This is a genomic window from Candidatus Harpocratesius sp., from assembly GCF_054039255.1.
The window spans coordinates 39,228-57,668 of sequence record NZ_JBPLBG010000032.1 but is presented as its reverse complement, the minus strand read 5'-3'; the positions used below and the strand labels follow the sequence as shown (position 1 = coordinate 57,668).

The 18,441-nt window shown below is 30.0% G+C and carries 16 protein-coding genes; 5 read left to right on the top strand and 11 right to left on the bottom strand.

Annotated features, from left to right (window positions below; genetic code table 11):
- Both ACXLDF_RS07155 and ACXLDF_RS07150 read left to right on the top strand, forming a co-directional pair.
- Positions 1–234: leucine-rich repeat domain-containing protein (locus tag ACXLDF_RS07155; protein WP_457557820.1), on the top strand; the 234-nt coding region annotated here is incomplete at its 5' end.
- A 90-nt stretch (positions 235–324) separates the two neighbouring features.
- Positions 325–1,578, top strand: coding sequence for a DUF711 family protein (locus tag ACXLDF_RS07150; RefSeq protein ID WP_457557819.1), 1,254 nt, complete (start codon positions 325–327; stop codon positions 1,576–1,578).
- Positions 1,579–1,680: 102 nt separating this feature from the next.
- Here ACXLDF_RS07150 and ACXLDF_RS07145 read toward each other — a convergent pair whose 3' ends face one another.
- The 8 genes from ACXLDF_RS07145 to ACXLDF_RS07110 form a co-directional block, all read right to left on the bottom strand.
- A complete protein-coding gene (locus ACXLDF_RS07145; protein ID WP_457557818.1) occupies positions 1,681–3,075 on the bottom strand; it encodes a TldD/PmbA family protein in 1,395 nt (464 codons plus the stop codon).
- A 12-nt stretch (positions 3,076–3,087) separates the two neighbouring features.
- A complete protein-coding gene (locus tag ACXLDF_RS07140) occupies positions 3,088–4,551 on the bottom strand; it encodes a TldD/PmbA family protein (RefSeq protein ID WP_457557817.1) in 1,464 nt (487 codons plus the stop codon).
- Between the two features lie 232 nt (positions 4,552–4,783).
- Positions 4,784–7,090, bottom strand: coding sequence for a GTP-binding protein (locus ACXLDF_RS07135; protein ID WP_457557816.1), 2,307 nt, complete (start codon positions 7,088–7,090; stop codon positions 4,784–4,786).
- A gap of 205 nt (positions 7,091–7,295) precedes the next feature.
- Positions 7,296–8,909: a hypothetical protein gene (locus ACXLDF_RS07130; RefSeq protein WP_457557815.1), complete on the bottom strand. Its 1,614-nt coding sequence runs from the start codon at positions 8,907–8,909 to the stop codon at positions 7,296–7,298.
- 193 nt (positions 8,910–9,102) lie between these two features.
- A complete protein-coding gene (locus ACXLDF_RS07125) occupies positions 9,103–10,095 on the bottom strand; it encodes a 2TM domain-containing protein (protein ID WP_457557814.1) in 993 nt (330 codons plus the stop codon).
- Between the two features lie 522 nt (positions 10,096–10,617).
- Positions 10,618–11,583 carry a serine/threonine-protein kinase gene (locus ACXLDF_RS07120; protein WP_457557813.1) on the bottom strand — a complete coding sequence of 322 codons (966 nt, stop codon included), beginning with the start codon at positions 11,581–11,583 and terminating at the stop codon, positions 10,618–10,620.
- Positions 11,584–11,786: 203 nt separating this feature from the next.
- Positions 11,787–12,137: a restriction endonuclease gene (locus ACXLDF_RS07115; protein ID WP_457557812.1), complete on the bottom strand. Its 351-nt coding sequence runs from the start codon at positions 12,135–12,137 to the stop codon at positions 11,787–11,789.
- Between the two features lie 275 nt (positions 12,138–12,412).
- The gene (locus tag ACXLDF_RS07110; protein WP_457557811.1) at positions 12,413–13,195 is read right to left on the bottom strand and encodes a hypothetical protein; all 783 of its coding nucleotides are present in this window, start codon (positions 13,193–13,195) and stop codon (positions 12,413–12,415) included.
- A 195-nt stretch (positions 13,196–13,390) separates the two neighbouring features.
- Between ACXLDF_RS07110 and ACXLDF_RS07105 the strand changes: the two genes are divergently transcribed.
- Together ACXLDF_RS07105 and ACXLDF_RS07100 are read left to right on the top strand one after the other, a co-directional pair.
- Positions 13,391–13,957, top strand: a complete 567-nt coding sequence (locus ACXLDF_RS07105) for an ADP-ribosylation factor-like protein (RefSeq protein ID WP_457557810.1) — start codon at positions 13,391–13,393, stop codon at positions 13,955–13,957.
- Between the two features lie 4 nt (positions 13,958–13,961).
- Entirely contained in the window at positions 13,962–14,528 is a 567-nt protein-coding gene (locus tag ACXLDF_RS07100; protein WP_457557809.1) for a hypothetical protein, read from the top strand.
- A gap of 24 nt (positions 14,529–14,552) precedes the next feature.
- On the opposite strand, the gene ACXLDF_RS07095 is transcribed toward ACXLDF_RS07100, so the two are convergent.
- Together ACXLDF_RS07095 and pyrF are read right to left on the bottom strand one after the other, a co-directional pair.
- On the bottom strand, positions 14,553–15,539 hold the full coding sequence (locus ACXLDF_RS07095) for a tetratricopeptide repeat protein (protein WP_457557808.1): 987 nt from the start codon (positions 15,537–15,539) through the stop codon (positions 14,553–14,555).
- Between the two features lie 56 nt (positions 15,540–15,595).
- Complete coding sequence (gene pyrF, locus ACXLDF_RS07090; protein WP_457557807.1) at positions 15,596–16,621, bottom strand: orotidine-5'-phosphate decarboxylase; 1,026 nt, start codon at positions 16,619–16,621, stop codon at positions 15,596–15,598.
- Between the two features lie 147 nt (positions 16,622–16,768).
- On the opposite strand from pyrF, the gene ACXLDF_RS07085 reads away from it, so the two are divergent.
- Positions 16,769–17,743, top strand: a complete 975-nt coding sequence (locus tag ACXLDF_RS07085) for an ADP-ribosylation factor-like protein (RefSeq protein WP_457557806.1) — start codon at positions 16,769–16,771, stop codon at positions 17,741–17,743.
- Between the two features lie 52 nt (positions 17,744–17,795).
- Here the strand turns inward: ACXLDF_RS07085 and thpR are convergent, their stop codons facing one another.
- On the bottom strand, positions 17,796–18,431 hold the full coding sequence (gene thpR / locus ACXLDF_RS07080) for an RNA 2',3'-cyclic phosphodiesterase (protein WP_457557805.1): 636 nt from the start codon (positions 18,429–18,431) through the stop codon (positions 17,796–17,798).
- Between the last annotated feature and the right edge of the window lie 10 nt (positions 18,432–18,441).

Here is an 18,441-nt window from a genome sequence, read left to right as displayed (position 1 = left end):
GAAAATCTCAGTGCTCTAAAAATATTGGATGTAAATAATAATCGACTTCAATCTTTACCGAAAAACATTGGAAATCTTAGCAACTTAGAAGAACTTCTTCTTGATAATAATCGAATCTCTCAAATTCCAGATTCCATGCAAGATTTGATTCATCTTAAACATCTATCTTTGAAAAATAATCCCTTGGAATATATTCCAGAATTTCTTAACAGAATATCCATAACAAAAATATAGCAAAAAATTACAACCAAAAATTACAACCAAAAATTACAACCAATTTAATTATTTGATCACACCTTTATGGAATTTTGCTTTTATTAATTTATGAAAATCAGAGCCTTGACCTTGGGATATGATATATATAACGATAATTTTGATCTGCAAGGGTTGCATCATTATCTGGGATTGATTCAAGAACTTAAGAATGAAATACAAAAACTTTATGAAGTGGAATATATTCGTTTGGCATCTCCACCGTATACATCTATTTCATCACCTATTGAATTAAAGCAAATTCTGGATGATGAAATCGCATATAAACTGGATGAATGCATTGATGATGGATTGATGGGTATTTATTCTTTCGCTCCAGGATTATTGGATTTTTCTGAATCATTGGAAAATATTCAATCCAATTTAACTCAGTCAATTCCAAGATTACTAAAAGAGCATCGAAATATGTTTTCAAGCATGCAAATTGGTTCTACTCAGCAAGGACTCAATTTCCAAAGTATTGATATCGCTACTGATGTTATTTTTGCATTATCTAACCCCGATCCATTCCAAAATGTCCAATTTGCCACAACCTTTAATGTTCCTCCCAATACTCCTTTCTTTCCTTCTGCTTATCACACAGGATCCAAACCAAAATTATCTATTGCTTTAGAGGCAGCAGATGAATTGATTTCTATTTTTGATGGAAAAAATGTATGTAACAATTCTCTTCAACAAATCAAAACCGAAATCCAAAAGAGATTTTGTCAAATTTATGATGAAATCACTGAAATTGCCATTCCATTCTGCGAAAAAAATCATATTGAATTTGTAGGAATAGATTTTAGCCCCGCTCCTTATCCAAGTAAATCCAAATCAATTGGAAATGCTTTGGAACAATTAGGATTTTGTGAATTTGGTTCTGTAGGCTCAGTATTCAGTGTGGGATTTATTACACAAGCATTACAAACAGTAAATCGTCCGAAGATAGGGTTTTCTGGTTTTATGCAGCCACTTTTAGAAGATTATATAATTGCTCAACGTAATAGCGAAGGAAAGATTGATTTATCAAAATTTTTATTATATTCAACAATGTGTGGATTAGGATTGGATTGTGTACCTATACCGGGGGATCTACCTCGTGAAGCAGTAAAATTATTATTGATGGATTTAGGAATGATTTCGATTCGATTAAATAAACCGCTTACAGCTCGATTAATGCCTATTCCTAATAAAAAAGCGGGTGAATATACTAAATTTTCTTTTGAATATTTTACTGATAGTAAAATTTGTTCAATTGACTTCTTACCATTAAATAAGTGGGATAAAATACGAAAGAACAATTTATATTATAATTTAACTTAAATAAATAAATTAAAATAAATGGAAATTAACCTATTTTTGAAAGAATTAAAAGATCAGCAAAAGTAGAAAAAAATAATCAGAAATAAAAATGAAAAAATTTCTTTATTTTGTTGCAGCGGTGATATTTCCATCTTTAACTTTAATTGTGGGAATAAAAGTAGGAGTATTTACTTCCCACCATTGAATTTGTTGAATATCTTTACCTATTTGAGTAATATTTTTTAACATACGCAATAAATTATCAGATAATCGTACATTACGAATTGGATATTGAATTTCCCCATTTTCTACATAAAATAGGCCATCTCGGGGAATTGTAGAAAATGTTCCTTCCATCTGATTTGTAAATCGGGTATACCAGTTTGATGTAATGTAGATTGTTGGTTTTTTACTTTCTTCAATAATCTCATTTTTGGAAAAATCACCTGGTGTATATTCAATATTACTCGAATATGGAGCCAGTAATTTGGTTCCTGTTCCAAAACCGATAAAAACTGAATTTCCTGTGGATTTTGTGGAGTACTGTATTGCAGTTGAAGTATTGTGAACGTAATTCATCAATTTGCCATTTTCAATTAAGGGTGTGATTTGTCCAGGAGTACCTTCAACATCAAAAGGTCTGGCATTTAATCCTTCACTTAATAGATTGTTATCGCGAATTGATAGAAAATTAGGACCAATCTGCTTTCCTATTTTATCCTTTAACGGGCTTAAACCTAGCATAACAAACAATGGATTAGCTGCATCAGTAATTTCACCAAAAATATTTCCAGCAACAGTTGGAGAAAGAATAATATCGTAAGTTCCCGCTTTTCCCTGTTTTGGATTAACAGCCATTGATGCAATCTTTCCAGCATTTTTACCCATAGTTATCATTTTTGCTTCTAAATTATCCAAATTTCTCCCACAGAGAAGATCTTGTCCGCTGCTTTGAGCTTCTACAAATGCACGTAAAGTTGCTCTATAGTATGAATGATCAAATTCTCCCGAAAATCCCTTACTCGTTCGTAAAGCTGAATTTTGTGAACCAAAATAGAGAACTCCTGCTACCTTTTTTGCGCCTTCTTCTAAAGCAGCATCAATTGCCTTATAAACTAAACTTGAACCACTTTCTATTAAATTTTCGGTTTTTTTATAAAATAATCCATCAATTTTTGCAGGAGTTTGAATATTTGATTCAATTCCAGCATATAATTGACTGGGTGGCGAATTTTCTAAGTATATTAGGGATTGTTTAATTTTTTCTTCAATTTTTTTTAGTGTTGGAGTTTGTATTGGAATCATTGTTGTTCTTTTATTCTTTACAATAAATAATTCTAGATTATCAACTTCCCACTGTTTGATAATATCCTGCTCTGAATTTGAAAACCTAATTTGCCATTCTTTACCCAAATGATACTGGGCAATTACATCATCAATACCATATTTTTTTGTTATTTCTAATGTCTTTAAAAGTAATTCGTTTGAATCTAATTGCTGTTTCTCTTCATTATTCATTTATTTCACCTCTTAATCTCCTAATTGAATTCCTCTCATTCTTACTTGGCCACCACCCATCCACACCGGAACACCTTGTCCAGGATCACCTTTTCCACAAGTTCCATGTGAATAATCTGTAGATTTTGAGACACCATCAACAGAACCTAAAATTCCTTTTGTTGTTAATTCTAAAATAGGTCTCCTAACCATTTTTTCTGTTATTTCACCATTTTGAATTAGATAGCACTCTAACCCAACATATTTGGATTGATAACGACGATCATCGATATTCCATTCAGTAAATGAATTCATTAGTATTCCATATTTAATATCTTCAGCCAATTCTTCTAATGTGAATGAACCAGGTTTGAAATAAGTATTAGCCATTCTTACAATGGGTTCTCTTTCAAATGTTTCAGCGCGGGCAGCTGCATTGGATTGTAATCCGAATTTAAATGCAAATTCTCTATTTAATAAAAGTTCATTCAACATTCCTTCTTTAATGAGAGTTCGAGGTCGAGCTTTGACACATTCATCATCATATAAATAATATCCTGAACTTCCTGGAATAGTAGGATCTTCAATAATCGTTACTTCTGGATTTCCTAATCGAACTTCTCCAAGATTTTTATTTTTTAATAAATCAATGTAAAAAGATTCGCCTGCTTGAGCCCCTTCACGACCTAAAATGCGATCTGCTTCACTCGGATGTCCCACATTCTCATGAGCCATAATTCCTGCAACTTCACTACTGACAATAACATCTACTTTATCTAATTTCATAGGTTCAGCGAATTTTGCAGCTTTTACCATTGCTTTGGCATCGTTCATTACTGTTTGCTGTATTTTTTGTCTTTCAAACCATTCCCAACCTCCAGTTCCTCCAATTCCAAAAAATCGTTGCTCTGTTCCATATTTTCCTAATGCAGTATTGAATGTGTGGAGAATAGGTTGCATTATTTCTGATCTTACTTTAGAACCTTCATTTGTACAAATATATTTTAGTTCATGGGATAAATTAACCATGATTGTCCGATTGGGAAGATCTTCACCAAATTCTTGTTGCAATTTTTTATCTATATCAATGAAATATTGTTGTTTTTGCTCAATGGGAATATCTTTAAACTTTATTTGATAAGGTGTTTTCCATTTGGTTTCTACTGCCTTTTCTTCTGAAAATTGAATTGGGTTTTTTCTTTTAGACGCTAATGCCATTGATTTTGCTTGATGTACCAATTCTTGTAAAAATTCTGCTTTCATATTAGCAGTGCTTAAAAAAACCATATTACCATTATGGAGAACTCGAATTCCAATCCCATCAGATTGAGTTACTCCTCCACCTAATATTAATCCATTTCGTAAAGTATAACCTTCTGCGCGTAGATGAATATATCGCGCTTCAATATAATCTAATTGACTTTTTTGTCCTTCTTCTATTATTAATTCAGCCAATTTTAAGTTATTAGTAAAAATATCTTCATCTTCTGTGTTCATTATTCTAACCTTGTTTTTAAAAAAATTAGTGTGTTACCTAATTAGAAGCACCTTTTTTAAATATTCTAAACAAATCAATGAATATAGTAGTAAAATCAATGAATATAGTAGTAAAATCAATAAAAAGTAAAATGATATTTGAAAAACTTAAAAAAAAGAAAAGAATACGAATAATACGATAAAAACAAAAAATAGGAAAATTAAAAATGAGAAAAAATATACAGAAAAATATTTAAAAATTATCTGAAAAGATAATACCTTTCCTGAATTTTATAGATTGAATAATATCATCTAATTGATTTTCAGGAATAGGAGCAAATTGATCAAATAGGTTCTGCCAAAAAACTCTTCCAGAAGTGGCACCTCTAATTTCTTGAGCAAATTCAATAGACTGTCTTACAGACATTTTTGCAGTAATGTGAGCCCGATAGGCATCTTGTGAGATGTTAATGATTTTTCCATGATATTGTGAAATTAATGAGCTAACAGTCCCAATATATTCTTCAGGAGTTGTAATAAGCATTGTATAAATTGGTTCTAATAGTACAGGATGAGCTTCATCTATAGCTTGCTGTAAAGCATCTTGAATCATAGTTGAAATTTCAAAATAGTTGGCTTTTTCTGAATCTGAAGATAAGAATAATTCATGGATAGTAATTTTTAATTCAGAAATAGGTTCATAAGCAAGTTTTCCATGGGCACACACACCTTCTACTGCTTTGATTACCTGTTTACGTTCTTCTTCTGAAAATTGTTCCCTATCTTCTTCGCTTTTTTTAAGTTTGCTTTTTCGTTGAGATTTAGTTTTACGAGGAGTCCTTTTTGAAGAAGTAATTTTTTTCGAAGAATCATTATTTTTATTAGTTGGTTGGTATGATTTGGGTAGAACAATTAGGACATTTTGATATTTATCAATATTCCAAATCCCAAAAGCTTCTTTAGGAGTAAAATCTGTATATTTTGGTAACTCTTGTTCTCTTAAATAATCAAATTCTAATATAGAACGTTTAACTTTTCGGATATATTGGCTTGTCTCTTTTTTCAAACGATGGATCTGTAATGATATATTATTTGCTTGATTGGGGCTGGAAACAGTAATAATGGAACTTTCTCCTGCAACAGACTCATGAAACACACTTGATGGTTTTGATACTGAAACTTCAACGCCGCGTTCTTTGATGGTATTAGCTACAATTTCCAAATGTAAAGGCCCCATGCCTGAAAGGAGTACTTCTCCTGAATCTTCACTGATTTCAACTGAAATATTGGGATCTTCAATTGAAATTTCTTCTAATATTTCTTGAAGTTTTTCGAGATTTTTTAACATATCGGGTTCAATTGCAACAGTTACGACAGGTTCACTTACATAGTGCACAGATTCAAATGGTGCGGCATTTTCTTTTGATTGGCTATCAAATAAGGTCTCACCACTTCGTATTTGTTTAATCCCTCCAATCGCCACAATATTTCCTGCAGGAATTTCTGTTACACTTTCAATTCTAGATCCCATAAATATACTTAATTGGTTCAAATTGCTTTTTCTTTGTCCATTTACAAGCCAAAGTGCTTGACCACGATGAAGAGTACCAGAAAAAACACGCCCTGTACCTATCAATCGATTTTTTAACTTTTGTACCTTACTTAAGAATACAATTGTTGTTCCCTTGGGATCACATTTTAATAATTGTTTTCCAATTTCAGATTTAGTATCTCCGCTCCATATAGTTGGAATTCGATATTCTTGAGCTTCAATAGGATTTGGTAAGAAATTCACAATGGCTGCTAAAACACATTCCCACACAGGATATTCTTTAGTCAATTCATGATATGAATTATCCTCATATTTTAATTCAAAATATTCTAAATTATGTTTGTGTGGTACTAATTGTGGTATAACAAAACCCCAACGGTGGAGTGCAGAACCAAAAATAACCGAACCTTTTTCTGCTGAAACCATCCATTCTTTTTGTGCTCTTTCACTGCCATACATAGTAATAAGTTTATTAAAATCGCGTATTATACGCCCGAATTTTTCCTTAATATCAGACATATCAAGCTTTAATTCTTTGAAAAGGCGATCAATTTTGTTAATAAAAAGAATCGGCCGAACTGCTTCTTCCAAGGCTTGTCTTACTACAGTTTCTGTTTGGGAGCTTACTTCTTCTACACTATCAACGATTACTACTACGCCATCAGCTAATCGAAGAGCGCGGGTAACCTTTCCAGAAAAATCAAGATGTCCAGGGGTATCTACTAAATTAATTAGAAATGGCTTAGATCCTTTTAATGAATGCTCATAATATAGAGAAATATTTGCAGATTTCATTGTAATTCCACGCCGTTGTTCCTCTTCTAAATAATCAAGAACTCGTGCTTCTCCAGCAATGGCTTCTGATAATAAACCTGCTTCAGCTAAAAGGCTATCACTTAAAGTAGTTTTTCCGTGATCTATATGACCAATTAACCCAACATTTCTAATAATTTCGGGATTTTGCATCATTTGAAGGATATCTTCTGTCATCTTTACGCGTCTAGACATGAAACTCACCAAAAGGAAATACTTAGAAGAATGCGGATCAAAACTCAAGATCTTCATCATTGTATACAATTTAGTCGCATAATCATAGCATAATGTTATAATTAGCGAAAATGGATACTCTGCAGGGTCAGAATTTTCATTTCTACAAAAGACTTCTAGAGTATTTCCTATGAAAAGAACAAGGATTCGCCATAAAAAAGATTATTTATCCGACTACTTTACGTTCGGTAACTCGCCGAATTCCATTTTGATCGATAACTACGCGAACTTTTTTATAATATATTTGAGAAGGCACTTTTTTAGAAGAAATGGCGCGCAATTTAAATATTGTATTCAAATGATAAACTTTTGCACATGCAAGTTCGTAAAATTCTTTACGAATTGGATCCCACACTAATTCTGTGTTTAATGGATCATCTGCATATTGAAGAAAATGTTTTATGTTAAATCTAATAATATCGTTCACATTACGGTGGCGTTCATGAAATTCTTTTATCCTTTCTGTTCTTAAACTTACAGATTTTATATATTTAAAAATTACTTCTGGTTTTCCTTCATGTTCAATTGAAATTTTTGTACCACGTTCTCGAATATTTAAAATTTCTTGGGGAATTTGGTTAAATGATAGAAATCTCATTGATTCTTTACTAATTCCAATTTTATTATTGTGTGCTGAATCAAAAATTGTAAATTTTCTATCTGGGAAATTTTTCTGAACAAAATGATTTGATACATTTTTAATCCATTCTTTAAATCTATCTTTAAGCATATATACCACGATTAAAAGGGTGAAATATAAATATGTATTGCCTGAAAAATGTTCAACAACTAAAAATCCTAACAATATAGAAATAAACATAGCTACACCTGCAGCTAATGAGTACAAGAATTCTAGTGTTTTTGATTTTTCTTTAGAAGGTTGAACATCTAAATAAAGCACATTTTGTATGTATTTTTTAAGAATTCCATCCCAATAAGTTATATTTTCATTAGATTTTTTAGGATTTTGCTTAAAAATTGGATTTAAAGGAGATTTTTTTGCAGATTCAAAATCTAATATCATTTCAAGCAATTTTACGATCTCTTTATCAAATTTTGATTGAATATCATTTTTGATTCTTGAATATACAACAGCACAATGCTCAGAAATCTGACGACTAATATATTTATCAACAAAAATAAAAGTTTCTTGAATTTCTTGTGGTATTTGGGCAAATTGTAATTGTATTTCTAATTCTTCAAGACGTTTTTGAAGATTCTGAACATCTTGAAAAAAAACTATTTGACTAGAAATAACTGGATCAATTTCTTGTGAAATAGATTCAGTAGGTTCAATTATTACTTTTTCTCGATTAGTATTGAAAAAATCGAGTTGATCTCTCAAAGTTGATTTCACAATACAACCTAATACTCTAAGTTCATAATTTATTCGATCAAAATGTATATGGGAAACGTCACCATTCTTTATACGAAAAAGTCGTTCTTGGATGATTGTAAAAGGTGATTTTGGATTATTTGGATTTATTAGACCAGAAAGTGCCATTTGAGGGGTTTTAAAACGAATGTAATTTGTCATATCGGAGAAAAATTCTTTACTACTGTATGTTATAGGATTAATCTGGAGTGCAGCTGGAATAAAAAAGTATATTTCTAATTCGTATTGATTGTGAGGAATTGTATCAATAAGGGGATAGTCTAGTTTGACCTCAAAATTAAAACGATCATGCTGTTCGATTACAGTATCTTGCATTTCAATCGGAGTACTTGCTTCTTCGAAATTTTTTTTGAAAAAGGCGCCCCATTTTCTCCGAGTTATCATTAACATACACCCTTTGTAATCTATTGAGGAAATATTTCCTTAAAAAGTTTACATCTTAGAATTTCAAAATTATATGGAATTTTGATATTACTGAAAAGAATAAAATTATTTTGATTAAGAAAAGATAAAAGTTGATTATAAAAAGAAAAAAAATGAAATGAAAGATTTTAGAATTGAATATCTTGAATAATAATTAAATTCTTTGACCGCAAACTTCGCAGAATTGAAAATTCGGCTTTATTGGTGCACCACAATTACGGCAAAACCGTCGTTCAAGCTTACTAGATTGCCTTTTTTCTTTTTTTATTAGTTTCACAGATGCTTTTTTTCGAATTTGTTGATTTGAACTGATTTTTGCTACAATTAAGGATATTATTACAATACCACCAACAGGCCACCAAAACCAGTTAAAATGATTGTCTGAAAAAACATCAATGAAAATTAAATACACTGCAATTGTTAACGGAAACACTAAGAAATATTTGATAGTCACCTTTTCTCCAAACGATCGTTTCTTAATATTTACATAAATCAAGGCATGGAAAAGAATGTTCATACCCCATGAAATTGTTGGCCAAAGAAACCACCAATAATCGACATTATTAAAGTAATTTACCAGGAAAAGGAATAAATTGACTGCAGCATAAATAAAAATATGGTTTTGCAGTAATAATCTATTCATTACGATTTTTTTTGTAACAGGAACCGAAATAGTCCGTCCTTCCAATCGAAATTTATCATATTCTCTTTGAATGAGTAAATCTAAGCGCGATTTACCTGAAAGATCTGATTTTTTCATCATTTGATATAGTATAAAATGATTAATCCAGATTAGTACTAATGGGACCACGGCAAAAAGAATCCAATTCAGGCGATGATTATCCCACCAATCATTCCAAATTAAATAACTGGATGTAATCATTGTAATTGAAGCATGGATCGCTAAAGATGCTTGTTTTGAATTAGATAAAAAGTTAAGTATAACCACAGCGACTGTGTGAATTAAAATAAGCATTCCCCATCCTGAAAGAGGGTAAATAAACCACATATTATCGAAATTAGTGGTGTAATTTACCACAAAAAGGATTAAATTGATAAAAACATAAGTAATCAAATGGACTTTCAACCATTTATTTCGTAAGAATCTTTTATGTTTTTTTTTTACTTCTTCTGATTCAAAAGACATTTTTTCATCTACCTATAAATAAATTTGAATTAGCTACATTATATCTCCAAAGTTTTTAAATGGTTTTGAGTCCTTTTATTATCTTCAAGTTGAAAATAAAAAAAATATTCAAGTTCTGAGAAATAATTTAATAAAATGAATCAATTTTCATCAAAAATAACATCTACTATTATTATTTTTAATTGATTAGGCTGATTATATTTTTAGATTCTGCATTTTAAAATATAAAACATGTCTTTTTACTTATAAAAATAAATCATATCATCAAATGTAGATTAATTTGTAGAAAATGTAAAAAATTTCATAATGATAAAGAATATTAGAATTATAATTAGTATTAGATATATAATTAAAATTTCTTTAAAATCATTCAGATATTACATTTTGGCGTGAATAATGTGTTAAATTTGTGAAAAGGGATATGTCCAGAATCCTATTGAAAAAATATGCAGTATATCATATATTACATAAATAAAAAGAAATTTATAATTATAGCAGGGAATAATTAAAATATATTAATTTTTAGCTTTTTCCTGAAATATTTTTGTTATTGAAAGAAGATCGCTTCTTTTTTTTATTATTTATATTAATTACAGATAAATATTTTTTTAAATCTTCTCTTACCCTCTCAAATGTTCTATATCGATCTCTGGGTTCGTATTTTATACATTTTTCTACTACCTTCTTTAGCATTTCATGATAATCATAGTCTTCCCACTGGATTTTAAACCTTTTTAATGCATTTCCAGATAATTCTTTCGGTTCTTCACCACCACTGGCAGCATAGTGTAAGATCATTCCAAATGAATAAATATCTGATTGAGGTACTTGTATTTTTCCTAAATCTATTTCAGGAGGTGCATAACCTGGCGTATAAATTTGATCATCATCACTGTAGGGTAAATCATTCAGATCTTGGGGGATATTTTCAATTGTGGCAGGGTCAAAATTCAAACCAGCACCCCAATCAATAACTACAGGAGTTATTCGTTTTTTGTATTTTGTTATCATAATATTACTGGGAGAAAAATCTCGATGAATTAAACCATGACTATGTGTGAAAACAAAATAATCTGCTAACGGAATGAATATGTTTCTTATCAAATATTCATGAAAATCATGCCGTCCTTGTTCACGAAATTGATGGAACCAGGTTTCGAAATCATATCCATTAATATATGAAGTGATGAAAATAAATTTTGGATTATTCTGATTAAATCTGTCGATAAAAGCATCATGTAATTGAAGTGCATAAGGTGCAAATTTTGATTGAATATTAATAAAAGCGCGTTCTCTTCGCCAATAATTTTCTGCTTGAATTTTATCATCAAATTTATCGTTTTTCAAAATTTTAATGATGACCTTACGATTATTATCTGTATTCTTTCCAATGTATATATCAGAAAAGCCCCCAGATTCCAGAAATTCTAAAATTTGATATTTACGTTTTACACGCAAAAGAGAACCCGGGCGTAAAATCTTACTCATTACGTTTCCAAGAAAATTTATGATGCAATCCATTTGAGCCTTTCGATTTTAGAAAAGGAAAAAAAATAAATAATTAAATTATGATCAAGATAAAATAAATCATTCTGATTGAATGAAAAGCAATTTATAATTAATTTACAGATTAATTTTCATAAATGATGAAAGTAGTTAATTGAAAGAGGGTAAAGAAAGAAAAAATTTGGTTAAAAACTATTGCGGAATTTAGATAATAATTTGGTGCGATTTACTACTTGGATTCCTAATGTTTCACCAAAAATTTCGGCTTGGGATGAAAAATTATCTCCAATAATAATTCCACCTGCACATTTTGTATCACGACAGGCTTTTTCTAATTGTCTGATTTGATTGACCCCAATTGAACGATTCCAGTCTCGAATGAAAACGCCGTATCGATCACCATTATATTGAATTATTGCATTGAATTTCCATTTTTGACCTGATCGCCCGCGAATTGGTTCCTCTGGTTCTTCATATTTATATTTCCGGCTAAAGAAAGCACGAGTTAGTTCTTTCAATGACATATCTTCATACATTTTCACACACATCCTATGTTACCAGGGATCTCGCTTTGGGTCTATTTTCTGAATTATTAACCCATGAATATATAAAGTAAGATCGACTGCGTATTTAAGCGTTATGTTAAAATTATGGCTGTTATTATAAAATCCAATATAATATCTACGTAACCTTACCGGAATACTAGAATGTTAAAAAGAGAGAATGCTTCCGACAAAATACGGAACAATAAGATATACAAAATTCATGATTTAAAAAAATCGTATAAAATACAAGTTAAAATCAAATTGAATTATTTGAGAAATTCATAAAAAAGCAAATTTGGTTTATATCCATTCTGTTTAATATACATTTCTACTTGATCTGTTAATTTTTCTTGAATTTTCTCTCTGAGTGCTTTACAAATGTGATTACATTCAAAATATTCATATTCACATGGAATCGATTCGCAAAATGGTTTTAAAGCTAAATTCCATGATTCAGTCACGATCCAATTAAATTTATCCCAATTATCTTGGATTCCAGATAAATGTGCAGGTGCGAAAGACAAAAGTTCATCAAACTGAAGATTTTTTAATCGTTTTAAAACTTCACTTATTGACTGTTCTTTTTCAGCCTCTTGCCTGCATTTGAGAATATATGACTCCAAAATTCTATTTCCTTCTAATGCATCAACAGGTTTTATAATTTTCCATCCGCTTGCGCGTTTACATGAATATTCTACTTTATTAGGATCTAATCCTGTTGGATAAACCCAACACTGAGGTATTTTTACTCCAGAAAAGTGAACCTTGCATCCATTTATCTTTTTACTAAAAAAAGGACATTTCAGTGTCTTTAAATCCATGTTAACTTCAAATGCAAACATTTTTCCTCTTTTGAAATCAGATTTTTTAGCAAAATCATGCGATATATAAAAATCTACTAAAGCTTTTGGAACATCAAGATGAACAAAACAGCAATCACCATGGCAGATAGTTGGATCGATACAATTTGGACCTTCTATCACTCCTTGAACTTTATTATTAAATTTCTGCAGTAACTTGATAATTTGAGAAGAAATATCTGATTCCATGAATTTAATTTACCAAATTTTAATAAATATTAAAATTTAATCATTCCAAAAAGTAAGAAAAGAAAATAATTAGAAAAAAAGAACAAAAAGTAAATGTATTTAAGATATATTATGTAGAAAAGATCTTCATCATATATTCATCATCTCTGAGTATAAGACTCTCTTAGATCTTTTATTATTATGAGATGAATTATAATGATGTGGAAAACACCTTTAAAGAGTGAACAAATTAGAAGTACTCAGCATCTAAAGAGTATTCATCAAATTGCACCCGCAAAAATATCCATTATTGGAACTCCTGCTGTAGGAAAAACAACATTGACCAAATTAATGAGGGGTCAGCAGATATCAAACCGTTATTCTCCAACAATGGGATTTAATTTAGGACAAACTCAATTTGATGGAAAAAATATACGTATTTGGGATTTTGGCGGTCAAAAGGCGTACCTTAAGCACCATTTGTCGAAATATGTTCATGGAAGTGATATTATATTCATTGTAACTGATTCTACTCCTAAAAATGTACTAACAACAAGAGAATTATTAGAACATTCTCGAAATTTGGTGGAAGATAGTTGTGAAATTGTTGCAATTGCAAATAAGCAAGACTTACCAGGACATATGTCTCCAAAACGGGTCGAAGATGTATTACAAATACCTACATTTCCAATGGTAGCCATTGACGCTGCAAATAGGGAACATATTTTGGCACTTATCAGAACATTGATGAATCACATTCAAGCTATAAAAAAAGGAGAATAATATTATGAATTTTACAGAGAATGAACTAATGGGCGCTGCATTAATAGGATTTGATATGATTGAAGGCCCTCATATAAAATGGTATCGAGAGTTTCATGAAAATGCTTTGAAGATCGATATGGAAAGTTTTCTTATGAATTTCTATTTAAGTTTTCGGGGCGGGGATGAAAATCTACAACCCATTGCGATTTTATACCCAGATTTTTATATTGTTGCATTTCCTCACGGATTAGAACTTTGTTGCTTATTCTTACATCCTGGAGATCTATCAAATAAATTATGGAGACTTAATCAAATAGCGACAGAATTAATTGTTCAAATGGAAGGAATTGAAGAAGAATCTTTGACAGATGAATTATATTCTGATCTTCAATCTGAGATGGATTATGAGGAAATAAAGAGAATTGTTATAAATTTGCTTCATGATCAAGAAATTAGTACACCTGAATTACGAAGATATTTTAAAATGACCAATTCTGAAATCTGGCGGGTTATGAGTCAATTGGAAGAAGCAAATGCTGTTACACGAACCCAAAAACGCGGTCGAACACAATTCTGGACCGCTTTATAAAAATTTTTTTATCCTTTAATATTATTAAGTGATTTGCTCTAAATGTAATATTTTTTTCTTGATTTTTTCTAATTTCTCATTCTCTTTTAATTTCTGATAAATTTTCATCAATGTATCTAAAACTTCTCGTACTTCCTTATTTTTTTGATTTCCTTCATTTTCTAATATAGGGATATATCTGTTCCAATTTTCTTCCAAATTCATATCTAATACCAAATCACAGTAATTATTGACAATTTCTAATTCATTAGGCGAAATTTGTAACGCTTTTCTATAGGCTTTTATTGCTTTTTCGTTTTCACCAATTTCTAAATATACATTCCCCAAATTATTCCAAAGATAAGGATCCATTTCTTCGATTGAAAGTGCATCTTGATAATATTCAAGTGCTTTATGGAATTTTCCTTCAAGTTCACTATAATAACCTAAGTTATTTAGAAGTTCTACATCATGTGGTCGAATTAATTGATATTTTTCTAAAACTTCTATACTTTTATTGATTTTTCTATTATGTTCATATAATTCTGCCAATTGAAAAACTAAATCTTTATCCAATGAATTATTCTTAAAATAATCTTCAATAATTTTTATTGCTTCTGAGAATTCGCTAATATTTTTCAAATAAGTGATCTTTAATCTGATCATTTCAAGATTTTCATCAAGAGGTTTCTGAATTTGTCGGAAATATCTATCAAAACTCTCATATCTTTCTGTTTGCAAAAAAACCTTGCATATATTAATCAATGCATGTTCATGATTTGAATTAATTGAGAGAGATTTTTGAAAACAGTATTCTGCAGAAACAAAATCTTGTGAATTGAAATATGATACCCCTAAATTATTCCAAGCATCTAAATAAAGGGGTTGCTGTTTTATTGCTAATTCAAAATAATGTTCTGCTTTATGAAAATCACCTTCTTCTAAATATGAACAACCTAGCATGTAATTCATTCTTGATTGTTCTTCAAATTTTATAGATTGGCTATTTTGATTTGTTTTTTTTGTACTCATATTTTTTTTTTCCACTTTCCATATTCTATAATTATTTTCTATTTATAAAACATACCTTAATCAAAATTCCATTTATTCGCTTTTTTTAATGCTTTGTTTATTTCTTCTTGCATATTTTTCGCAGCATGGCCCGCAGCTTTATCAAATTCTTCAGCAGAATATTGATTTTTATAGGGCTCCATTTGATAGGCAAAATTAATTGATCGAGATGCATTAACGATGGCACCTAGTCCAAATTCATTTACTCCGTGCACTATATCTTCAGCTTTACCACCTTGAGCACCATATCCTGGAATAAGAAGAATATTATGAGGTGCTTCTTTACGAATTGCCTGTAATTGAGTCGGATAAGTCGCTCCAACCACACCACCTATATTTGTGAATCCATCTGAATCAATAGGTGTCTGTAATTGAACTAGTTTTGGATCTTCACTCCACTTTTTCATCAATCTAGTCATTTGAACGTAATTTCTTACTATTTTTAGTTTATTAAAATCTCTATTTGATATTTTATCAATTGCGATTTCAGTTATATCTGGGGCAATTTCTTGAAGAGAAAGAGAAAATAAATCTTGAAATTCGCCACTAGATGGATTAGATGTTTTAAGCAACAATATTACTCCTTTACCTTGTGGAATATATTTAATAAAAGGTTTGACACCATCGATACCTAAATAACCGTTTATAGTCACAGCATCAGCATTGAGTATTTCAAATACAGTCTTCGCATAAGCTGCTGCAGTTGATCCAATATCATTTCGTTTCGCATCAAGTAAAACTAATCCCCCTTTTTTATGGATATAAGAAATCGTTTTTTGAAGTGCATCTAATGCTTGATATTGTTCATAAAAAGCAATTTGTGGTTTAAAAATTGCTGCATATTCAAAAGTTGCATCAATGATACGTCGATTAAACTCCCAAATTGCCGCATTATTATCATTTCCCATTTCCTCGAGTAAAAATGAAGGAATGCAGAATTTTTCTCCAATTCGCGGATCCAATCCAACACATACAATCGATTTTTTATTTTTTATTTGTGTATTTAATTTTTGGCTGAAATAATTAGATTTTTCAATATTCATTCTGATCAAAATACAAAATATCTCTGTATTTAAAAATTCATTTAGGTTGGGAATACATAGAAAATTTATTTAACATTTCTATGTGAGATCTATTTATCATTAATTAAATTCTATATAATCGTTTATTAAAAAGAGGAGCTAACTAGTATGGTATCAGATAAGAAGATCGCATTATTGGGGCTGGATAACGCAGGTAAAACAAGTATTTTGACAGCAATGAAGAAAAAATTCGATATTCCAAAAGAAATCAAAGGTATTAAACCTACATTAAAAGTTGAGCGATCAAATTTCCAATTTCTTAATCATATTATATATTTGAATGATTTTGGTGGTCAAAAACGATATGTTAATGAGTATTTATCGCATAAAACACGTTATCTTAGTTCAATTGATCTCCTCTTTTTTGTAGTTGATATTCAAGATAAACTTAGATTTAAAGAATCTTATGAATTTCTTAATGAGATTTTGGAATATTTTCAAGAAATTAAATGTAATGCACCCATTATTATATTATTTCATAAAAGTGATCCAAGATTAAAAGATGATCCTTCAATTATCAGTAATCAAAAAGAATATGAAAGTTTTGTTCGACCTTGGTTAGAAAAACGCTTGATTCATTTTTATAACACTACAATTTATCAAATTAATACCATTGTTCATGCATTTTCTAAAGGTATTTTTTATCTTTATGATCAAAACACTGCTTTACAAAAATTGATAGATGAATATGTTGAGAAGATGGATAATGTTATGGCTTTACTTATATTTGAACAAAATGGAATAGAACTTGGCTCATATTTTCTAGATCATATTACTATATCCATGAAAAAAAAAATTCTAACACTTTATGAAATTTCTCAACGAAGAATCCTTGAAGAAAACATTAACACTTATGAATTTAGTGATCGATTGGATCCTTTTACAAAAATTTCAGGAACTATTCAAAGTTTTGATATTGAAGGTGTTAAATTTTATATTTTATTGATTTTAGAAGAACATGATGAGGAAATAGTAGTCAGTCAATTTAATTACTTTGAAAATGCCCATGATGAAATCCAGACCATTCTTCGGGCAATATTATTAGATGAATTTGAAGATGAATTGCTGAATCCTAATGATTAAAAATTTAAAATTAAAAATTTTTTTCATATATGTTTTGATATTTTTAAAAGAATTATTCAAATATCAGATTGGAATAAATAGGGCCTTTAGGTGTCAAAACCGACTTTTTTAATACGACTTTTGATATGGTCCATTTCCCAAAGTCAAAATTAATGTATTCATGTTTTAAAGATGTATAAGAAGTCTGTCCTGGGTTAGAATTTGTTTTGAATTTAGAATTAGAACGTTGATGACGGCGTCTAGAACGGGCAATTGTTAAATGAGGGTGGAATGGTCTGGTTTCTTTTAATATATTTTGATTCTGAAATAATTCTTCATCTATAATTTCATGTAACTTTTGTAAAAGCTCTTCTTGTCCTTGAATCTTAACAAAAAAGACCTGTTTGCGAAAATCTCCTACACCTTTAAAATTGCTTTGATAATGCTGGTTTGATTCAAAAAAAGATTGATTAATCTTTTCTTGAAGAATTTTATAAATACAACGAGCATCTTGAATGCTGATATTTCCTAGGAATTTTAATGTAATATGCATTAATTCTGGGGCTACTAGTTTCAAAGGACCAATGCATGCTTGAAGACGTGCTTGATATTTTAATATTTGTTGAATTGTTCCTTGATTAGGGATATCTATGGCAATGAAACTACGAATTTTTTCTTGTTCTGATTGTTTCAATTGATTATCATCCATTTATGATGTT